The following is an 18,827-nucleotide window of genomic DNA, read 5'->3' on the forward strand; positions in this document are numbered from 1 at the left end:
TGCTCGATCTGCTCGAACCCCGCGTCGCGGCGATCGCTCAGGCGACGCGCTCGTCGATCGCGGTCTTGGCCGGTCGCGCGAACCAGGGCACGATCGCTGAGGTGCGGGCCCGATAGTCGTCGTAGTCGGGATACTTCGAGCGGGAGATCGACTCGGTGAAGATCGTCGACCCGACGAAGAGCAGGGTGAGCAGCACCGCCCCCGCGATGGTCCAGTGCAGCCAGACGCCCGTCGCGGCCACGGCGAACCCGTAGAAGACCCACCACTGCGCCTGCTCGAAGAAGAAGTTGGGATGTCTCGAGAAGCGGAACAGCCCGGTCTGCAGGAACCCGGGCGCGGGTGTGCGCCCCGCGGCGCGTTCGGCGTTCTTCCACCGGTGGAACGTCCACTGCTGCTGGTCGGCCACGGTCTCGCCGGTGAGGAGGGCGAGGAACAGGATCGCCAGCGCGACGTCCCACCCGCCGAGGGGTGAGCTCCCCGCCGCGAACACGGTGTACGCCGGAAGGCAGAAGAGCAGGATGACCGCGTTCTGGTAGATCGAGATGAACAGCAGGTTGAAGAGGGCGAACTGCGTGCGAGACATCCGGCGGCGCAGCACCGCCCAGCGGTAGTCCTCGCCGCCGGGGCGATAGCCGCCCTTCCGTGCGAAATTGAAGGTCAGGCGGATGCCCCACGCGCTGACGAGCGCCGCCATCAAGACGAGTCGTGCGTCGAATCCGCTCGCACCGGCGAAGACCCACACATAGGCGATCGGAGCGATCGACCAGATGCGGTCGACCCACGAGTACTCATGGGTGACGAGCGAAGCGAGCCACGTCGCGAGCGTGATCGCGGCGCAGATGACAAGACACACGAGCAGCGGACCCATGGCCGCATTCTACGGATCGATAGGATCGACATGTGGCTGGGGATCGCGCGGGGGCGGTGGGATCGGAGATCTGGACGATCCCGAACATCCTGAGCATGCTCCGACTCGCGCTCGTGCCGGTCTTCCTCGTGTTCATCGTGCAAGGCGACTACATCGTCTCGCTCATCGTGCTCATCGTCGCGAGCCTCACCGACCTGCTCGACGGCTACCTCGCGCGTCGCCTCGATCAGGTGACCCGGCTCGGCCAGCTCCTCGACCCGGCCGCCGACCGGCTCTACATCTTCGCCGCCCTCCTCGGCCTCGCCGCCCAGGGGCTCGTGCCCTGGTGGATCGTCGTGGTCATCGTGGCGCGCGACATCTTCCTGCTAGCGCTCGGGGTCGTGCTCGCCAACCACGGGTACGGGCCGCTGCCGGTGCACCAGCTCGGCAAGGTCGCGACGTTCGCGTTGTTCTTCGGCCTCCCCGTCATCATGCTCGGCCTCGCCTTCCCGGTGGTCGCCGTCGTCAGTCAACCGGTGGGTTGGGCGATCACCCTCTGGGGTGCGTTCCTCTATTGGTGGGCAGGCATCATCTACGCGATCGAGACCGTTCGCGTCATCCGCATTCCGCGGGTGGCGGACGAGTCTCGATCGGATACGCTTGGACAGGGAGGTTAGTGTGGCGGAATCTGACAACACTCAAGCCGGTGGTGTGAACGAACCCGGCGACGAACCGTCGACGACGACGTCGACGCATGCCGTCGACGGCTCGACCGACACGACCATCGGCTTCAGTCGAGAGACGGCCGCTCAGTTGAGCGCCCTCGACGCTGACGTCACTGCCGAAGAGCAGGAGGCGATCGCCGCGCTGCCATCGGGATCGGCGTTGCTGATCGTGCGACGCGGCCCGAACAGCGGTGCTCGTTTCCTCCTCGACACCGATGTCACGCTCGTCGGTCGGCACCCCGACGCCGACATCTTCCTCGACGACGTCACCGTTTCGCGAAAGCACGCGGAGTTCGTGCGGCATCGCTCGGCGTTCGAAGTGCGCGACCTCAGTTCGCTGAACGGCACGTACTACGACGGCGTGCGCATCGAGACCGCACTCCTCAGTGACGGCGCAGAGGTGCAGATCGGCAAGTTCCGGCTCACGTTCTACGCCTCTCGCCGCGACCTGGCGCCGGTGGCGAGCGAATAGTGTCGGCTCCCGCTGCGTCCTCGCGCGCGAGCGGCCAGGCGCCACTACTGGGCATCGGTCAGGTGCTCGCCAGGCTTCAACCGGAGTTCCCCGAACTCACGCCCTCGAAACTGCGCTTCCTCGAAGAGCAGCGGCTCGTCGCGCCGGCGAGAACCGCCGCGGGGTATCGCAAGTTCTCCGTGAGCGACGTCGAACGCATCACGGTCGTGCTCTCCATGCAGCGCGATCACTATCTGCCCCTGAAGGTCATCCGCACGCATCTCGAGGCGATCGACGCGGGCGAGACGCCGGCGCTGCCCGGGGCCACGAGCGCCGCGGCATTCCTCGCCGGTGCGCGCAGATTCCGGCGTGACGAACTCATCCGCCAGGCCGGCGCGACCGCGTCGCTGCTCGACGACGCCGTTTCGGCCTCCCTTCTGCCCGCGGCCGAGTACTACGGCGACGACGCCCTCGGTGTGCTCCGCTCCCTCGTCGCCCTCCGCGCGGTCGGCATCGAGCCGCGACACCTTCGTGGCGTGCGGGCCGCGGCCGAGCGGGAGGCGGCGCTGGTCGAGCGTGCGATCGCTCCGTCGCGACGAGCGGATGCCGCCGACAAGGCCCGTGCGCTCGAGCAGGGGCAAGAACTCGCGCGACACCTCGACGCCGTGCACGCGAGTGTCGTGCGAGCGTCGCTCGGTCGCCTCGCACGATGATGTCGCGACACGCCGTGACGTTCGGCCGGATGTGTTCGACAGAGCCGCGTGCCCTCGGTAGCGTGGAACTCGCGTCGACGAGGTGCCGGCGCGAGAGTGAGGGGCAATCGGATGAGTGAGCTCGACCGGACTCCACGCTCGCGCTACGACCTCGGCTTGCTCTTCACCGACGGCATGCCCGAGCACGACGATGCCACCGGGTATCGCGGTGCGGTCGCAGCTCGAGCTGCGGGCATCAGCTATCGACAGCTCGACTACTGGGCGCGCACGCAACTCGTCGAACCCACGGTCCGCGGCGCAGCGGGCTCCGGTTCGCAGCGGCTCTACGGATTCCGCGACATCCTCGTGCTGAAGCTCGTGAAGCGATTGCTCGACACCGGGATCTCGTTGCAGCAGATCCGCACGGCCGTCACGCAGCTCCGCGAGTCGGGCATCGACGACCTCGCGCAGACGACGCTCATGAGCGACGGTGCGAGCGTGTACCTCTGCACCTCAGACGACGAGGTCATCGACCTCGTCAACCGCGGCCAGGGCGTGTTCGGCATCGCTGTTGGCAAGGTGCTCCGTGAGGTCGAGTCCACGCTCGTCGAGCTCGACACCCAGCCGGCAGATCCGCTCGACGAACTCGCGGCGCGGCGCGGCGTGCGGTCTCGCAAGATCTCCTGAGCTCCGATCGTCGGTGAGCGTGCTGTCCGGCATGCCTGCCGAGCGCGTTCGCTCGCGCCCGCTGCGCGGGAGCCGGCTGGGCGGGAGCCGCTGCGAAGGGCGCGATCCGGCATGCCCGTCGAGTGCGATGGCCGGTGCCGAAGGTCGCGATCGGGCATGTCCGTCGAGTGCGAGCGGATCCGGCTCGGGCTCAGACCGCCGGAGTGGGGGAGTCGAGCGAGACGCCGGCGAACTCTCCGATTCGAGCGGTTCGAAGCACTCGCTCGAGCAATTGGTCGAAATGTGACGACATCTCTTCGGCACTTTCACCGGGCCACATGTGCAGTGGTTTGGCGGCACCCTGAGCCTGCTGCAGGGAGGTGCGCTCGGGCAGTTGAGGGGAGAGCACGAGCGGTCCGAACATGTCGCGCAGCTCCTTGATGCGGAACTGGTGCTCGAGCGACTGCACGCGGGCCCGGTTCACGATGATGCCGAGGGGCTGCAAGCGCGGTGAGAGGCCCCGACGGATCTCCTCGATCGCGCGGAGCGCGCGGTCGGCTGCCGCGACGGAGAAGAGGCCGGGTTCGGTCACGACGGCGACGCGGTCGCTCGCCGCCCAGGCGGTGCGAGTCAAGGCATTCAGCGACGGAGCGCAGTCGATAAGCACCAATTCGTAGTCGGCTTCGACGTTGGCGAGGGCCTCTTCGAGCTTCCAGATGTCGCGGATCGACGGGTGCGGCCCGTCGAAGTTGATGGCCGACGGGCTGCCGATCATGACGTCGATCGTCGACTGCGGGTTCGATCTCGCCCACCCGCTCGGAGCGATCGCCGAGCGCACGATCTTCTCCTTGGGAGAGGCCAGCACATCGGCGACGTTGAGGTGACCGGCCACCTGGATGTCCATGCCGGTCGAGACATCGGACTGCGGGTCGAGGTCGACCACGAGCGTGCGGACGCCGCGTGCGAAGGCCGCTGACGCCAGCCCGAGGGTGACGGTTGTCTTCCCGACACCGCCCTTGAGGGAACTGACGCTGAGTACGTGCACGAACAGATACGTTACCTTTACTACTCGGGCGATACCTAAACGTTCGCTGTGCGGAAAACCCGTCTGAAAGGTTTGCATGTTCACGAAGATCCTGGTTGCCAATCGCGGGGAGATCGCCATTCGGGCGTTCCGTGCCGCTGTCGAGCTCGGTGCGAAGACGGTCGCGGTCTACCCCTACGAAGACCGCAACTCGCTGCACCGCCTGAAGGCCGACGAGGCGTACCAGATCGGCGAGCCGGGGCATCCCGTTCGCGCGTACCTCGATGTCACCGAGATCATCCGCGTGGCGCAGCTGTCCGGTGCCGACGCGATCTACCCGGGCTACGGATTCCTCTCGGAGAACCCCGAACTCGCTCAGGCCGCAGAAGCCGCCGGCATCACCTTCATCGGGCCGCCCAAGCGCGTGCTCGAGATGGCGGGCAACAAGGTCACCGCCAAGGAGCACGCGATCGCCGCGGGCGTGCCGGTGCTGAAGTCGACGCCGCCGTCGCGTGACATCGAGACCCTCGTCGCTCAGGCCGACGAGGTCGGCTTCCCGATCTTCGCCAAGGCCGTCGCCGGCGGTGGCGGGCGCGGCATGCGCCGGGTGAGCACGAAAGACGAACTGCGGCCGGCCCTCGAAGAGGCCATGCGAGAGGCCGACAGCGCATTCGGCGACGCCACGATGTTCCTCGAGCAGGCGGTGCTGCGGCCGCGGCACATCGAGGTGCAGGTGCTGGCTGACGCCACGGGCGAGACCGTGCACCTCTTCGAACGCGACTGCTCGGTGCAGCGCCGCCACCAGAAGGTCATCGAGATCGCCCCGGCCCCGAACCTCTCCGATGAGGTGCGCCAGTCGCTGTACCGCGACGCGATCGCGTTCGCGAAGTCGATCGGCTACGTCAACGCGGGCACCGTCGAGTTCCTGCTCGACACCGCAGGCGAGCGCGCCGGACAGCACGTGTTCATCGAGATGAACCCGCGCATCCAGGTCGAGCACACCGTGACCGAAGAGGTCACCGACGTCGACCTCGTGGTCTCGCAGATCCGCATCGCGGCAGGAGAGTCCCTCACGCAGCTCGGCCTGCAGCAGGACTCGATCCGCCTCCGCGGCGCGGCACTGCAGTGCCGCATCACGACCGAGGACCCGACGGCGGGCTTCCGGCCCGACACCGGCAAGATCACGACGTACCGTTCACCCGGCGGTGCCGGCATCCGGCTCGACGGCGGCACGATCAACCCCGGCGCACAGATCAGCCCGCACTTCGACTCGATGCTCGCGAAGCTGACCTGCCGCGGGCGCGACTACCCGGCCGCCGTCGCACGTGCCAAGCGCGCCCTCGCCGAGTTCCGCATCCGAGGCGTCTCGACGAACATCCCGTTCCTGCAGGCCGTGCTCGAAGACCCGGCGTTCGTCGCCGGCGACCTCAGCACCTCCTTCATCGACGAGCGCCCGCAGCTGCTCCGCGGCCGGGTCTCGAAGGACCGCGGCACCAAGATCCTCAACTGGCTCGCGGATGTCACGGTGAACCAGCCGAACGGACCGGCCCCGACGACCGTCAGCCCTGCCGAGAAGCTGCCGGCGATCGACATCACGGCCCCGGCTCCCGCGGGTTCGCGGCAGCGCCTCCTCGAGCTCGGCCCGCTCGGCTTCGCGCAGGCCCTGCGCGCGCAGACGCCGCTCGCCGTGACCGAGACCACCTTCCGCGACGCCCACCAGTCCCTGCTCGCCACGCGAGTGCGCACGCGCGACCTCGTCGCCGTCGCACCCTACGTCGCCCGCATGACCCCCGAGCTCCTCTCGGTCGAGGCCTGGGGCGGCGCGACCTACGATGTCGCGCTCCGATTCCTCGGCGAAGACCCGTGGGAGCGTCTCGCCGCCCTGCGCGGGGCGCTGCCGAACATCAACATCCAGATGCTCCTGCGTGGCCGCAACACGGTGGGCTACACGCCGTACCCCACCGAGGTCACCGACTCGTTCGTGCGCGAAGCCGCGGCAACCGGAGTCGACATCTTCCGCATCTTCGACGCCCTCAACGACGTCTCGCAGATGCGTCCGGCGATCGACGCGGTGCTCTCGACCGGGCACGCAGTGGCCGAGGTTGCGGTGTGTTACACGGGTGATCTCCTCGATCCCGCCGAAGATCTCTACACGCTCGACTACTACCTCGCACTCGCAGAGAAGATCGTCGACGCCGGCGCGCACGTGCTCGCGATCAAGGACATGGCGGGCCTCCTGCGTCCCACTGCCGCCGAGAAGCTCGTCACGGCCCTGCGCGAGCGATTCGACCTGCCGGTGCACCTGCACACCCACGACACCGCAGGCGGCCAGCTGGCCACGCTGCTGGCGGCGAGCCGTGCCGGCGTCGACGCCGTCGATGTCGCGAGCGCTCCCATGGCGGGCACCACGAGCCAGCCGTCGGCATCCTCGCTCGTCGCTGCGCTCGCGCACACCGAGCGCGACACGGGCATCTCCCTCGATGCGGTCTCCGACCTCGAGCCCTACTGGGAGGCCGTGCGGCGCCTCTACCGCCCCTTCGAGTCGGGCCTGCCCGGTCCCACAGGCCGCGTGTACCACCACGAGATCCCGGGCGGTCAGCTGTCGAACCTCCGCCAGCAGGCGATCGCGCTGGGACTCGCCGACGACTTCGAGCTCATCGAAGACATGTACGCCGCGGCCGACCGCATCCTCGGCCGCGTGCCGAAGGTGACGCCCTCATCGAAGGTCGTCGGCGACCTCGCCCTGCACCTGGCGGCCGTCAAGGCCGACCCGGCCGACTTCGCGGCCAACCCCGAGAAGTACGATGTGCCCGACTCGGTGATCGGCTTCATGGCCGGTGAGCTGGGCGACCTGCCGGGCGGGTGGCCCGAGCCGTTCCGCACCAAGGTTCTCGCCGGCAAAGACGTTCGCATCGGCGTCACCGAGCTCACCACCGAGCAGCGCACGGCGCTCGAAGCCGACAGCACGACGCGCCGAGCGACCCTGAACACCCTGCTCTTCCCGGCGCCCACGCGCCAGTTCGAGCAGATCCGCGAGCTGTTCGGCGACCTGTCGGTCGTCGACACGGCCGACTACCTCTACGGCCTTCGTCAGGGTGCGGAGCACGTCGTCGAGATCGACCCGGGCGTCCGTCTCTACGCCGGTCTCGAGGCGATCGGCGAGGCCGATGACAAGGGCATGCGCACCGTCATGACGATTCTGAACGGCCAGCTTCGGCCGGTCTTCGTGCGCGACCGTTCGATCGACGTCGAGACGCGCGCGGCCGAGAAGGCGGATGCCTCGCAGCCCGGGCAGATCCCCGCGCCGTTCTCCGGCGTCGTGACCCTCCAGGTCGAGGTGGGCGACGAGATCGCCGCGGGCCAGAGCGTCGCCTCGATCGAGGCGATGAAGATGGAGGCCGCCATCACCTCGCCGGTCGCGGGCGTCATCGAGCGGGTCGCGATCCCCAAGACGCAGCAGGTCGAGGCCGGTGACCTGCTCGTCGTGGTGCGCCCGCGGTAGGCTGAGTACCGGTTGGCACTGATGAGGAGGGGTATCGGTGACTGAAGAACAGGCCGACGATTCGGCCGCGACACGACGTACGCCGGGCGCACGGTCGTCGGCGCTCGATCACGGCCGCAGGTCGCCGGCGTCTGGCGCGCACTCCGCGTCGGAGCTCGCAGCGAACCCCAATGTTCGCGTCGACCTGCCGCCGGCGCCTGTGCACGAGATGCCCGACGACGAGGTCGCCGTGGCGATCGACGATGTCGCCGTCAATCCCGGCAGCCTGGTCGGCGGCGGCGGCGGCAGCAGCACCACCTCGGTCGAAGTGATCACGCCCGCGCTCGCGGGGGCGGGGTACCGCGGTGGTGCGCGGCGCGAACCCTCGCCCTACAGCGCGCTGCTCGCCGCCGACGCCTCGAAGCCCCGCCGGGAGCGGGTAAGTACCGACACGGGCAGCCACGTCGCGATCGTCGATGCGTCCGGCGAGCCGTCGCTTCCGGCGGATGTGCCGGAGACCGCCGATTCGCTCACCGCCGACCGGCTCATCGACCTGAACCGCACGACCCGGCCCGCGCCGCAGGGCGGTCTCAACCGGTTCATCTACGAGGCGTCCCTCCACCTCGTCAACCTCGGCGACTCCGCGAAGGTGCAGGCGCACAAGGCCATGAGCCAGCGCATCCAGAAGCGGTTCGAGGGGGGCGCGCGCTTCGTGCCGGTGCTGACTCGCAAGGGCGGGGTGGGCAAGACCACGATCACCGCGCTCCTCGGCATGGCCCTCGCCGATGCGCGCGACGATCGCATCATCGCGATCGACGCCAATCCCGACCGCGGAACGCTCGCCGAGCGGGTCGATCGCCAGACCCGCGAGACCGTGCGCGGCGTGGTGGCGAAGGCCTCGTCCATCGGCGGCTACACCGACTTCTCCCGCTTCGTCTCGCGCGACGAGACTCGTCTCGACATCCTCGCCTCCGACACCGACCCGACGCTCTCCGAAGCCTTCGACGACAACGACTACAACGTCGTCGCCGGCCTCGCTGCGCGCTACTACTCGATCGTGCTCACCGACTGCGGCACCGGCATCGTGCACTCGGTCATGCGGGCGACCCTCCAGCGCGCCGATTCGATCGTGATCGTCTCGGGCGGCAGCGTCGACGAGGCACGCCTCGCATCCGAGACGCTGACCTGGCTCGAGGCCAATGGCTACGGCGAACTCGTGCGCAATGCGGTCGTCGCGATCAACCTCGCCACCCAGGGCACGCACCTGGTGAAGGTCGATGAGATCGAGGCGCATTTCCAGTCCAGAGTGCGCGAGATCGTACGCATCCCCTACGACCCGCAGCTCGCCGCAGGTTCCGTCGTGAACTGGCATGAGCTGCGCCCGATCACCCAGCACGCGGCTCGTGAGCTCGCGGCGCTCGTGGTGGAAGGCATGCCCGCCGAGCGCGAGCACTGAAACGGAGAACCCTTGCCCGAACGACCCATTCGCCTGTTCGGCGACCCCGTCTTGAAGACCGTCTCCGCACCAGTCGAACAGGTCGACGATCGTGTGCGCGCGCTCGTCGACGACTTGATCGACAGCGTCAAGCTCCCCGGGCGTGCCGGCGTGGCCGCTTCGCAGATCGGGGTCAACCTGCGGGCGTTCAGCTACAACGTCGACGGCGAAGTCGGCTACATCCTGAACCCCGAGATCGTCGAGACCTCGGGCGAGCAGGAACTCATCGACGAGGGATGCCTCTCGGTGCCGGGTCTCTGGCACAAGACGCCGCGGTACCCGTTCGTGCGAGTGCGTGGCATCGACCTCGACGGCAAGGAGATCGAGCTGTCTGGTACGGGACTCATGGCCCAGGCCCTGCAGCACGAGACCGATCATCTCGACGGACTCCTGTACCTCGACCGCCTCGAGCCCGCCGAGCGGCGACTCGCGATGAAGGCCGTGCGCGAGTCGGACTGGTTCTGAGGCGCTCTGCGACGACGAAGGCCCCGCGGTCACCCGCGGGGCCTTCGTCGTCGCAGATACGGCTCAGTGCACGATCGAGTGGCCCTCGGTCGCCGGCGCGCCGGTGTACATCGCCTCGATCTGAACACTGAAGTCGGCGAGGATGATGTTCCGCTTGATGCTGAGCTTGGGTGTGAGGTGTCCGCTCTCTTCGGTGAGCTCGGTCGCGAGCAGGGTGAACTTGCGGATCGACTCCGCACGCGAGACCGTCTCGTTGGCGGCGTCGATGGCGCGCTGCACCTCGGCGAGCACCGCCGGATTGACGGTGGCGTCTTCGAGCGACATGGCGGAGTCTTCACCGTTGTTGTTGAGCCACACCGGGAGCATCTCGGCGTCGAGGGTGATGAGTGCCGAGATGAACGGCTTCTTGTCGCCGACGACGACGACCTGGCCGACGAGGGGGTTGGCGCGGATCGGGTCTTCGAGCGCGGCGGGGGCGACGTTCTTGCCTCCAGCCGTGACGATGATCTCTTTCTTGCGCCCGGTGATGGTGAGGAAGCCGTCTGCGTCGAAGGAGCCGAGGTCGCCGGTCTTGAACCACTCGCCGTCGAACGATTCAGCGGTCGCCTCGGGATTCTTCCAGTATTCCTTGAAGACGTTGATGCCCTTGACCTGGATCTCGCCGTCGTCGGCCAGACGCACGGCGACGCCCGGCAGCGTCGGACCGACGCTGCCGATCTTCGACTTGCGGGGCAGGTTCACAGTGGCCGGCGCGGTCGTCTCGGTGAGGCCGTAGCCCTCGAGGATCGTGATGCCGAGCGAGTGGTAGAAGTGTCCGAGACGCGGCCCGAGCGGGGCGGAACCCGACACGGCGTACTTGACGTTGCCGCCCATGGCCGTTCGGAGCTTCGAGAAGACCAGCGCGTCGTAGAGCTTGAACTTGAGCTTCAGGCCGAGCGGCACCGAGCCCGCCTCCTTCGCCGTGGAGTAGGCCACGGCGGTGTCGGCGGCGGCGCGGAAGATCTTGCCCTTTCCGCCGGCCTCGGCCTTCTGCTCGGAGACGTTGTAGACCTTCTCGAACACTCGCGGCACTGCGAGGAGGAAGGACGGCTTGAAGCTCGCGAGCGAGGGGAGGAGCTGCTTCGTGTCGGGCTGGTGGCCCACCCGAACACCGGCGTGCACCGAGAGCACCGCGATGAAGCGGGCGAACACGTGGGCCGTGGTGATGAAGAGGAGCGTCGAGGCGCCGTCGGGGTCGAGCACGACCTCGTCGAGCGCGACCGCGGCGTTGCGGGAGAGCTCGACGAAGTTGGAGTGGGTGAGCACGCAGCCCTTGGGCTTGCCGGTCGAGCCCGAGGTGTAGATGAGCGTCGCGATGTCGGAGCCGACCGCGAGATTGCGGCGGCGCTCGATCTCGTCGTCGGTCACCTCGGCGCCGCCGGCGACGAGCTTGTCGAGGTCGCCGAGGTCGATCTGCCAGGTGTTGCGGATCAACGGAAGGTCGGGGTGCACCTCGTCGAAGCGGGTGAAGTGATCGGGCGTCTCGACGATGACCGCGATCGCGCCCGAGTCGCTGAGGTTCCAGCGCACCTGCGCGGGCGAGCTCGTCTCGTAGACGGGCACGAGCACGGCGCCGGCGAACCACGTGGCAAAGTCGATCAGGGTCCACTCGTATCGGGTCTTGCACATCAGGCCGATCTTGTCGCCGGGCTGGATGCCGGCGGCGACGAGGCCCTTCGCCAGGGCGATCACCTGGTCGTAGAACTCCTTGGTGGTGACCGGGGACCACCCGCCGTCGGCGGTGGGAAGCGAGAACAGCACGGAGTCGGGGGTCGCGGCGACGCGGTCGACGAGCAGGTCGGTGGTGTTCGCTTCGGGGTCTGCTGCGACCACGAGGGGTGTGGCGAATTCGATCACGGTAGCTCCTTTGGCACCGAGAGTGTTGCACGCGGCTCGGGCGCCGGCGCGAACCTCGGCATTGGGGTCGATTACACTCTAGTCGTTGCTCGTGCCCGCCCCAGGTCTCGGCTCCATCACGCTTGGTCCCCATCTGAAAGGCAGCCTCACGGTGCACGCGATCGGAATCGACATCGGCGGAACGAAGATCGCCGGTGCGGTCGTCGATCAGCTCGGCAGCATCGTTGCGAGCGAGCGGGTGGCCACGCCCGCCGGCGACTCGGCTCTCCTCGAAGACGCGGTCGTGCAGATGATCGACTCCCTTCGCGCGGGCGCCGACGAGGAGATCGTCGCGATCGGCGTCGCCGCCGCAGGCTTCGTCGATGCCGCACAGTCGACCGTGTACTACGCACCCAACATCGACTGGCGCAACGAACCGTTCCGCGAGAAGCTCGAAGCTCGCGTCGGCACGGCCGTGGTCGTCGACAACGACGCCAACGCCGCGGGCTGGGCCGAGTTCCGCTTCGGGGCCGGTCGCCTGGTCAGCGACATGGTGATGCTCACGATCGGCACGGGCGTCGGCGGAGCGATCGTCGCCGGCGACCGCCTCTTCCGCGGCGGGTTCGGCGCGGGCGCAGAGCTCGGACACCTTCGGGTCGTGCCCGACGGGCTGGCCTGCGGCTGCGGGCAGCGCGGATGCATCGAACAGTACGGCTCCGGCAGGGCACTGCTGCGCATGGCGAACGAGATCGCCGATGCCGGGGGCATCGGGCAGGCCCTCGCACGGGCGCGCACCGAGCACGGCGGCCTCGACGGGCGTCTCGTCGGCGGCCTCATCGAGTCCGGCGACGACGGCGCGGTCGCTGCGCTGCGCCAGCTCGGCAGCTGGCTCGGCCAGGCCGCCGCGAGTCTGTCCGCGGTGCTCGATCCGCAGCGCTTCGTTTTCGGCGGCGGCGTCGCGATCGCCGGAGAGTTGTTGCTCGAGCCGATCCGCGCGGCCTATCGCGACCACCTGCCGGCTCGCGGGTACCACCCCGAGCCCGACTTCGTGATCGCCGAACTCGTCAACGACGCCGGCGTGGTCGGCGCTGCCGATCTCGCCCGCGTGTGGGTCGCCGAGCACGCCTGAGCCCGGCGACGCTAGGCTGAATCGGTGCTGCAGAGGGAAGGAGCCGCTCGGTGTTCTACTGGATCATGAAGAACCTCGTCATCGGCCCGATCCTCCTCTCGATCTTCCGCCCGTGGGTCGTGGGTCTCGAGCACGTGCCCAAAGACGGCCCGGTCGTGCTGGCCTCGAACCACCTCTCCTTCATCGATTCGATCTTCCTGCCGCTCGTCGTCGACCGCCCGGTCGTCTTCCTCGCGAAGAGCGAGTACTTCACCGGCAAGGGTCTCAAGGGCTGGGCGACCAAGGTGTTCTTCCAGGCGGCAGGTCAGCTGCCCATCGATCGTTCCGGCGGCAAGGCCTCCGAGGCGTCGCTCGAGACCGGGCTCCGGGTCCTCGGCGACGGCAAGATCCTCGGCATCTACCCCGAGGGCACGCGCAGCCCCGACGGCAAGCTCTACCGCGGTCGCACCGGCGTCGCCCGAATGGTCATCGAGGCCGGCGTGCCGGTCATTCCGGTCGCCATGATCGGCACCGAGCACGTGATGCCCATCGGATCGCGCCTGCCGAAGGTCCGTCGCATCGGCATCATCCTCGGCGAACCGCTCGACTTCAGCCGCTTCGAGGGACTCGAGGGCGATCGCTTCGTGTTGCGTTCTGTGACCGACGAACTCGTCTACGATCTTCGCGGCCTGAGCGGCCAGGAATACGTCGACGTGTACGCCAGTTCGGTGAAGGAGAAGCGCGCCTCGCAATCGCGGTAGGCTCGTTCTGCGGCGGCGCGACGTGCGTCGCCGTTCGATTTTCCGGCGTGATCGTGCGCCCCGAAACCCCCAGGACTTCCCGTGGTACAGCTCGTCGAGCCGGTCGTGAATGCAGATCCCTCCGTGATTGCCGGCCTCGACTATTGGCGCACCCTCCCCATCAAGCAGCAGCCGGCGTGGCCCGACCCCGAATCGGCGCACGCGGCGTCCGCCGAGCTGGCGACGCTGCCGCCGCTCGTCTTCGCGGGCGAGGTCGACACGCTGCGCGACCGTCTGGCTGCGGCTTCCCGCGGCGAGGCGTTCCTGCTCCAGGGCGGCGACTGCGCCGAGACCTTCGCGGGCGCCACGGCCGACCAGATCCGCAACCGGGTCAAGACCGTGCTGCAGATGGCGGTCGTGCTCACCTACGGCGCGTCGATGCCGGTCGTGAAGATGGGCCGCATGGCGGGCCAGTTCGCCAAGCCCCGCTCGAGCGACACCGAGACCCGCGGCGACGTCACCCTGCCCGCTTACCGCGGCGACATCGTGAACGGCTACGACTTCACCCCCGAGTCCCGCGCCGCCGACCCCGCACGGCTCATCAAGGGTTACCACACGGCCGCCTCGACGTTGAACCTCATCCGTGCGTTCACGCAGGGAGGCTTCGCCGACCTGCGCCAGGTGCACTCGTGGAACCAGGGCTTCGCATCGAACCCCGCCAACGCCCGCTACGAGACGATGGCGCGAGAGATCGACCGCGCGATCAAGTTCATGGAGGCGTGCGGCGCCGACTTCGAGTCGATCAAGCACACCGAGTTCTACACCGGTCACGAAGGCCTGCTCATGGACTACGAGCGACCCATGACCCGCATCGACTCGCGTACGGGCACCCCCTACGACACGTCGAGCCACTTCATCTGGATCGGTGAGCGCACGCGAGAACTCGACGGCGCGCACGTCGACTTCCTGTCGCGGGTGCGCAACCCGATCGGCGTCAAGCTCGGCCCCACGACGACGCCCGAGACCATGCTCGAGCTCGTCGAGAAGCTCGACCCGCTGCGCGAGCCGGGGCGTCTCACGTTCATCACCCGCATGGGTGCCGGCAAGATCCGCGAGGCGCTGCCGCCGCTGCTCGAGGCCATCAAGGCGAGCGACGCCAATCCGCTGTGGGTCACCGACCCCATGCACGGCAACGGCATCACGACGCCCAACGGCTACAAGACCCGTCGTTTCGACGACGTCGTCGACGAGGTCAAGGGCTTCTTCGAGGCGCACCGCGATGCGGGCACGCACCCGGGCGGCATCCACGTCGAGTTGACCGGCGACGATGTCACCGAGTGCCTCGGCGGTTCCGAGCACATCGACGAAGAGACGCTGGCGACGCGCTACGAGTCGCTCTGCGACCCCCGTCTGAACCACATGCAGTCCCTCGAGCTCGCGTTCCTCGTCGCCGAGGAGCTCGCCGCTCGCTGATCGGCCGGCGCGGGGCATCCGGTGACGGATGCTCCGTGCCGCGCGCTCGATCGCGGTGCCCCGTGTACGTGAGTACTCCGGTCGTACGTCAGAGCGTGAGCGAGCCCACGAGACGAACCGTGCTGTCGCGCACCGCTTGGCTGTCGCCTGCCGGGTCTTGCGACTTCACGGTGGCGATCGGCAGGAAGAGGTCGGGCAGTTCGTAACTCGCCTTCAGGCCCGCCGCCTCGAGCAGGGCGATGGCCTCGGCCATCGTCTTGCCCACGACGTTCGGCACCGCGACGAGGTCTTGCCCCTTCGAGAGGGTGAGATTGATGGTGTCGCCCGGGCGAACGACCTCGGTCGTCGGCTCGGCGGCGAAGACGTGGCCGTCGGCGATCTCACCGGAGTTGTCGAAGACCGGCTCGAGATAGGCGAACTCGAGTTTGGCATTGGCGAGCGCGGCCTCTGCGTCGGCGCCGGCCATGCCGACGACGTCTGGCACAGGGCCTGCCGAGACCACGAGCGTGAGCTTGCCGAGTTCGGCGTACTCCGACCCGACGGAGTTGCCGTCGGCGTCGAGCACGTCGATGACGAGATCGGCGGCGACGTCGTTCGAGAACTGCAGCACATCGGGTTCGACGACCGTGAAGTCCTTCAGCGCCGCGCGGGCCTCTGCCGACGGCGATCCGCGAACCTCCGGCACCGCCAGGATGCTCGGACCCTTCGAGACGAAGAGCGTCACGGTCGAGCCGCGGCGCGCCTGCTCGCCGGCCTCGGGGTCGGTGCCCGACACCTGACCGGCCGGCACCACCGGGTCGTTGCGTTCACCGAGCTCGACGGCGAACCCCGCCTCTTCGAGCACGAGCGTCGCAGGCTCGGGCGCCAGCGTCGCCGTCTCGGGAATCTGGGCGAGGGCGCCGGGCCCGGCACCGAAGTACCAGCCGGTTCCGGCGGCGAGGCCGGTCAGGAGCAGCACGAGGGCGATGATCCAGTAGCCGCGCCGCTTGCGCCGGTCGGCGCTCTTCGAGAGCGCTGCGGTGCCTTCTCCTTCGGACGACTCGAGAGTGGCCGTCGATGCGACGGCCGGCGGGAGCGCCCCCGCACCGAGCACGCGGGTCTCTGCGGTCGCGGCGTCAGTCGACGCGGCATTCGTCAGAACCATCGTCGCCTGGGTCACGGCCGGTTGCTGCGAGGAGCGGATCGACGGCTCGACCTCGCGCAGTCGCTCGAGCATCTCGCGGGCGTCGTTGGGGCGTTCTTCGGGGTCGCGTGCGGTGGCCCAGAGCACGAGCTCGTCGAGTTCGACGGGAACGCCGGGGTTCTTCGAACTCGGCGTCGGCACCTGGTCGTTCGCGTGCTGGTAGGCGATCGCCATGGGCGCCTCGCCGACGTAGGGCTGCTCGCCGGTCAGCATCTCGTACATCATGATGCCGACGGCATAGATGTCGCTGCGTGCATCGGCGACACCGCGGGTGACGAGCTCGGGGGAGAGGTAGGCGATCGTGCCGAGCAGCGCCTGCCCGGTCGCCGTGTTCGCGCTGGCGGCGCGGGCGAGGCCGAAGTCGCCGAGCTTGATGCGGCCGTCATCGGCGAGCAGCACGTTCTCGGGCTTCAGATCGCGGTGCACGATGCCCGCCTTGTGCGCGGCGGCGAGCCCGGCGAGCACGGCGTCCATGATGTCGACGGTCTGCTCGGGGGTGAGCTTCTTATAGTCCTTCAGCAGGTCGCGGAGCGTGATGCCGGGCAGGTACTCCATGACGAGATAGGCCATGTCGGCGTCTTGGCCCTGATCGAAGACGTTCACGACGTTCGGGTGCGCGAGTCGCGCCGCCGAGCGTGCCTCTTGCACGAACCGGGTCTTGAATGTGTTGTCGTCGGCCAAGTGGCCGTGCATGATCTTGATCGCGACCCGTCGCTCGAGCCGCAGGTCGGTCGCGAGGTACACCGTGGCCATGCCGCCGCGGGCGATCCGGGAGCGCACCTGATAGCGGCCGTCGATGAGACGGCCGATCATGGGATCGACGGGCGCGGTGGTCACCCCACGATTCTACGAAGAGGTATATGCCTGAACCGGCGCAAACGCCGACGGCGCGCCGATCGCAATGCCATCGTGATGCACGGGCGCGAGTGTCAGCCGAGCTCGGAGAGCCAGGCGCGCGCCGACGCCTCCCACTTCGCGTAGTGGTCGGGGTAGGCGCTCAGCTGAACGCCCTGCGCGGCTTGCGTCACGGTCAACGATTCCCAGCCCGCGATGTCGAGCAGGCCCCGGGTTCGCCCGGGGTTGGGGTTCGCGGCGCCGCCGTAGAAGGCGCTCGCCGCGCGCACGGGGTCGAGGACCTCGTCGACCGTGCCCCAGCCCTGACTCGGCCGCTGCTGGAACAGCCCGAGGGAGTCGCGGTCGCCGTGGCTCACGTTCCTGAGGCCCGACTCCTGCGCCGCGGCCGCGAGCGCGACGACGATGCCGTGGTCGGACACGCCGAGCGCGCGCCCGACGTCGATGATGATCCGGGCGTTGCCGCGCATCTCCTCGGTGAGGGCGACGCTGACCGAGGCGACGGCCACGACGGGCTCGATCTGCGCAGGGGGAGCCGGCGCGGCAGTCGGTTCGGGCGGAGGCGCGGGTGCGGCCACGGCGTCCGTTGCGCCGGCGGGCGGCAGCACGATCGACTGCCCCGGGAAGATGAGGCTCTGACGACTGAGGCCGTTGGCGCTCAGCATCTGGTCGAGCGATATCCCGTAGGCGGCGGCGATGCCGCTCATCGTGTCGCCGCTGACGACCGTGTGGCGTGAGAGCTCGGCAGCGACCGGGGCCGTCACGGGTGCCGGTGCGGAGGAACCGCCGCCGGGCAGCGCGAGACGCTGGCCGGGGAAGATCAGGCTCGACCAGCTCAGGCCGTTGAGCGCCAGGATGTCGGCGGTGGGCACACCATAGCGTTCCGCGATGCCGCTGACGGTGTCGCCGTCGCCGACGGTCACTTCGGCGGGCACCGAACCGGCGTGCACCGCCGTCGATGCCGGGGGCGTGCGGGTCGCGCGGTCGTTCGAGGCCTTCGCCTTGGGGATCCGTTTCGCGGCCGGCTGCACGGCTTCGGCGGGTTGTGCGATCCCGAGGGTGATCGCGATCGTCGAGACGACGGCGAGTGGCAGCGTGATCAGCCGACGGATGCCGCGTCGCCTCGTCGGCGCGTGGCGGCGGCCCCGCCGCGAACGCTCGGCCGGATCACCCTCGGTCTCGGCTCCGTACGACATCGTTCCCCCTTCGCCGGCATGGCTCTCCCGGCCCCCACGGCAACCGTCGCAGAGGGCGATGGTGGAGTCAAACACCTCGGCGCGAGTCCGTCGAAGCCGTTCCGAACTGCTGCTCAGGGCCGCATCGGCCGTGGCCCGGTTCCGAAAGGCGGCCCCCTCATGGCAGTCTTGATCTCGTGACCGATGCTGCCGAGCCCGACTGGCTGACCGTTCCCGACCTCGTCGAGATGCTCGGGCAGAGTCCCAGCCGCATCCGTCGACTCATCGACGACAAGCACTTGCTCGCCGCGCGTGTCGATGGCGTGTTGAAGGTGCCCTCGACGTTCCTTCGTGATGGAGCGCCGCTGCCCGAACTCCACGGCACCGCCAACGTGCTCGCCGATGCCGGCTTCACCGATACCGAGGCGCTCGAGTGGATGCTCGCCGTCGACGACAGTCTCGGCACCACCCCGATCGCGGCACTCCTTGCGGGCCGCAAGGCCGAGGTGCGCCGCGTGGCGCAGGCCCTCGCCTGAGCCGACCCCGAGTTACCCGGGTCGGCCAGGGCCTCGCGG

General features: G+C 68.8%; 16 protein-coding genes. 11 read left to right on the top strand and 5 right to left on the bottom strand.

The annotated features are described in order from the left end of the window. Nucleotides 1-37 precede the first annotated feature (37 nt). Nucleotides 38-868, bottom strand: a complete 831-nt coding sequence (locus tag DCE93_RS06250; RefSeq protein ID WP_108595123.1) for a DUF1295 domain-containing protein — start codon at nt 866-868, stop codon at nt 38-40. Nucleotides 869-900: 32 nt separating this feature from the next. On the opposite strand from DCE93_RS06250, the gene DCE93_RS06255 reads away from it, so the two are divergent. The 4 genes from DCE93_RS06255 (at nt 901) to DCE93_RS06270 (ending at nt 3,402) form a co-directional block, all read left to right on the top strand. Next, nucleotides 901-1,524, top strand: coding sequence for a CDP-alcohol phosphatidyltransferase family protein (locus DCE93_RS06255; RefSeq protein ID WP_108595124.1), 624 nt, complete (start codon nt 901-903; stop codon nt 1,522-1,524). 34 nt (nt 1,525-1,558) lie between these two features. Beyond that, nucleotides 1,559-2,044 carry an FHA domain-containing protein gene (locus tag DCE93_RS06260; RefSeq protein ID WP_108595125.1) on the top strand — a complete coding sequence of 162 codons (486 nt, stop codon included), beginning with the start codon at nt 1,559-1,561 and terminating at the stop codon, nt 2,042-2,044. Then, on the top strand, nt 2,044-2,736 hold the full coding sequence (gene ftsR, locus DCE93_RS06265; RefSeq protein WP_420836970.1) for a transcriptional regulator FtsR: 693 nt from the start codon (nt 2,044-2,046) through the stop codon (nt 2,734-2,736). Before DCE93_RS06260 ends, ftsR begins: the two co-directional genes overlap by 1 nt. A 111-nt stretch (nt 2,737-2,847) precedes the next feature. Then, nucleotides 2,848-3,402 carry a MerR family transcriptional regulator gene (locus DCE93_RS06270; RefSeq protein WP_108595127.1) on the top strand — a complete coding sequence of 185 codons (555 nt, stop codon included), beginning with the start codon at nt 2,848-2,850 and terminating at the stop codon, nt 3,400-3,402. Between the two features lie 190 nt (nt 3,403-3,592). On the opposite strand, the gene DCE93_RS06275 is transcribed toward DCE93_RS06270, so the two are convergent. Continuing rightward, complete coding sequence (locus DCE93_RS06275) at nt 3,593-4,426, bottom strand: ParA family protein (protein ID WP_108595128.1); 834 nt, start codon at nt 4,424-4,426, stop codon at nt 3,593-3,595. Nucleotides 4,427-4,502: 76 nt separating this feature from the next. Here DCE93_RS06275 and DCE93_RS06280 point away from each other — a divergent pair, with 76 nt between their 5' ends. From DCE93_RS06280 to def, 3 genes are read left to right on the top strand one after another with little or no spacing between them, the layout of a single operon-like run. Next, complete coding sequence (locus DCE93_RS06280) at nt 4,503-7,907, top strand: pyruvate carboxylase (RefSeq protein WP_108595129.1); 3,405 nt, start codon at nt 4,503-4,505, stop codon at nt 7,905-7,907. A 37-nt stretch (nt 7,908-7,944) separates the two neighbouring features. Beyond that, the gene (locus tag DCE93_RS06285) at nt 7,945-9,342 is read left to right on the top strand and encodes a MinD/ParA family ATP-binding protein (protein WP_244284257.1); all 1,398 of its coding nucleotides are present in this window, start codon (nt 7,945-7,947) and stop codon (nt 9,340-9,342) included. Nucleotides 9,343-9,354: 12 nt separating this feature from the next. Next, nucleotides 9,355-9,846 (top strand): peptide deformylase, encoded by a 492-nt coding sequence (gene def, locus DCE93_RS06290; protein WP_108595130.1) that lies wholly within the window; start codon nt 9,355-9,357, stop codon nt 9,844-9,846. 63 nt (nt 9,847-9,909) lie between these two features. On the opposite strand, the gene DCE93_RS06295 is transcribed toward def, so the two are convergent. Further along, nucleotides 9,910-11,742, bottom strand: coding sequence for an AMP-dependent synthetase/ligase (locus DCE93_RS06295; protein ID WP_108595131.1), 1,833 nt, complete (start codon nt 11,740-11,742; stop codon nt 9,910-9,912). Nucleotides 11,743-11,893: 151 nt separating this feature from the next. Here DCE93_RS06295 and DCE93_RS06300 point away from each other — a divergent pair, with 151 nt between their 5' ends. From DCE93_RS06300 to DCE93_RS06310, 3 genes are all read left to right on the top strand, one after another. Further along, on the top strand, nt 11,894-12,850 hold the full coding sequence (locus DCE93_RS06300) for an ROK family glucokinase (RefSeq protein WP_108595132.1): 957 nt from the start codon (nt 11,894-11,896) through the stop codon (nt 12,848-12,850). Between the two features lie 50 nt (nt 12,851-12,900). Then, on the top strand, nt 12,901-13,590 hold the full coding sequence (locus tag DCE93_RS06305) for a lysophospholipid acyltransferase family protein (protein ID WP_108595133.1): 690 nt from the start codon (nt 12,901-12,903) through the stop codon (nt 13,588-13,590). Nucleotides 13,591-13,671: 81 nt separating this feature from the next. Continuing rightward, nucleotides 13,672-15,042: a class II 3-deoxy-7-phosphoheptulonate synthase gene (locus tag DCE93_RS06310; RefSeq protein ID WP_420836971.1), complete on the top strand. Its 1,371-nt coding sequence runs from the start codon at nt 13,672-13,674 to the stop codon at nt 15,040-15,042. Between the two features lie 88 nt (nt 15,043-15,130). Here DCE93_RS06310 and pknB read toward each other — a convergent pair whose 3' ends face one another. Both pknB and DCE93_RS06320 read right to left on the bottom strand, forming a co-directional pair. Further along, the gene (gene pknB, locus DCE93_RS06315; protein ID WP_108595134.1) at nt 15,131-17,062 is read right to left on the bottom strand and encodes a Stk1 family PASTA domain-containing Ser/Thr kinase; all 1,932 of its coding nucleotides are present in this window, start codon (nt 17,060-17,062) and stop codon (nt 15,131-15,133) included. Between the two features lie 92 nt (nt 17,063-17,154). Further along, nucleotides 17,155-18,273: a LysM peptidoglycan-binding domain-containing protein gene (locus DCE93_RS06320; protein ID WP_108595135.1), complete on the bottom strand. Its 1,119-nt coding sequence runs from the start codon at nt 18,271-18,273 to the stop codon at nt 17,155-17,157. 176 nt (nt 18,274-18,449) lie between these two features. Between DCE93_RS06320 and DCE93_RS06325 the strand changes: the two genes are divergently transcribed. Then, nucleotides 18,450-18,788 carry an Rv2175c family DNA-binding protein gene (locus tag DCE93_RS06325; protein ID WP_338027622.1) on the top strand — a complete coding sequence of 113 codons (339 nt, stop codon included), beginning with the start codon at nt 18,450-18,452 and terminating at the stop codon, nt 18,786-18,788. The last annotated feature ends 39 nt before the right edge of the window (nt 18,789-18,827 follow it).

This window comes from Agromyces badenianii, from assembly GCF_003070885.1.
Lineage (GTDB): Bacteria > Actinomycetota > Actinomycetes > Actinomycetales > Microbacteriaceae > Agromyces > Agromyces badenianii.

Bases quoted from the DNA above. Each gene is read 5' to 3' on its own strand.
- DCE93_RS06250 (WP_108595123.1), bottom strand. From the start codon at position 868: ATGGGTCCGCTGCTCGTGTGTCTTGTCATCTGCGCCGCGATCACGCTC.
- DCE93_RS06270 (WP_108595127.1), top strand. From the start codon at position 2,848: ATGAGTGAGCTCGACCGGACTCCACGCTCGCGCTACGACCTCGGCTTG.
- DCE93_RS06280 (WP_108595129.1), top strand. From the start codon at position 4,503: ATGTTCACGAAGATCCTGGTTGCCAATCGCGGGGAGATCGCCATTCGG.
- DCE93_RS06320 (WP_108595135.1), bottom strand. From the start codon at position 18,273: ATGTCGTACGGAGCCGAGACCGAGGGTGATCCGGCCGAGCGTTCGCGG.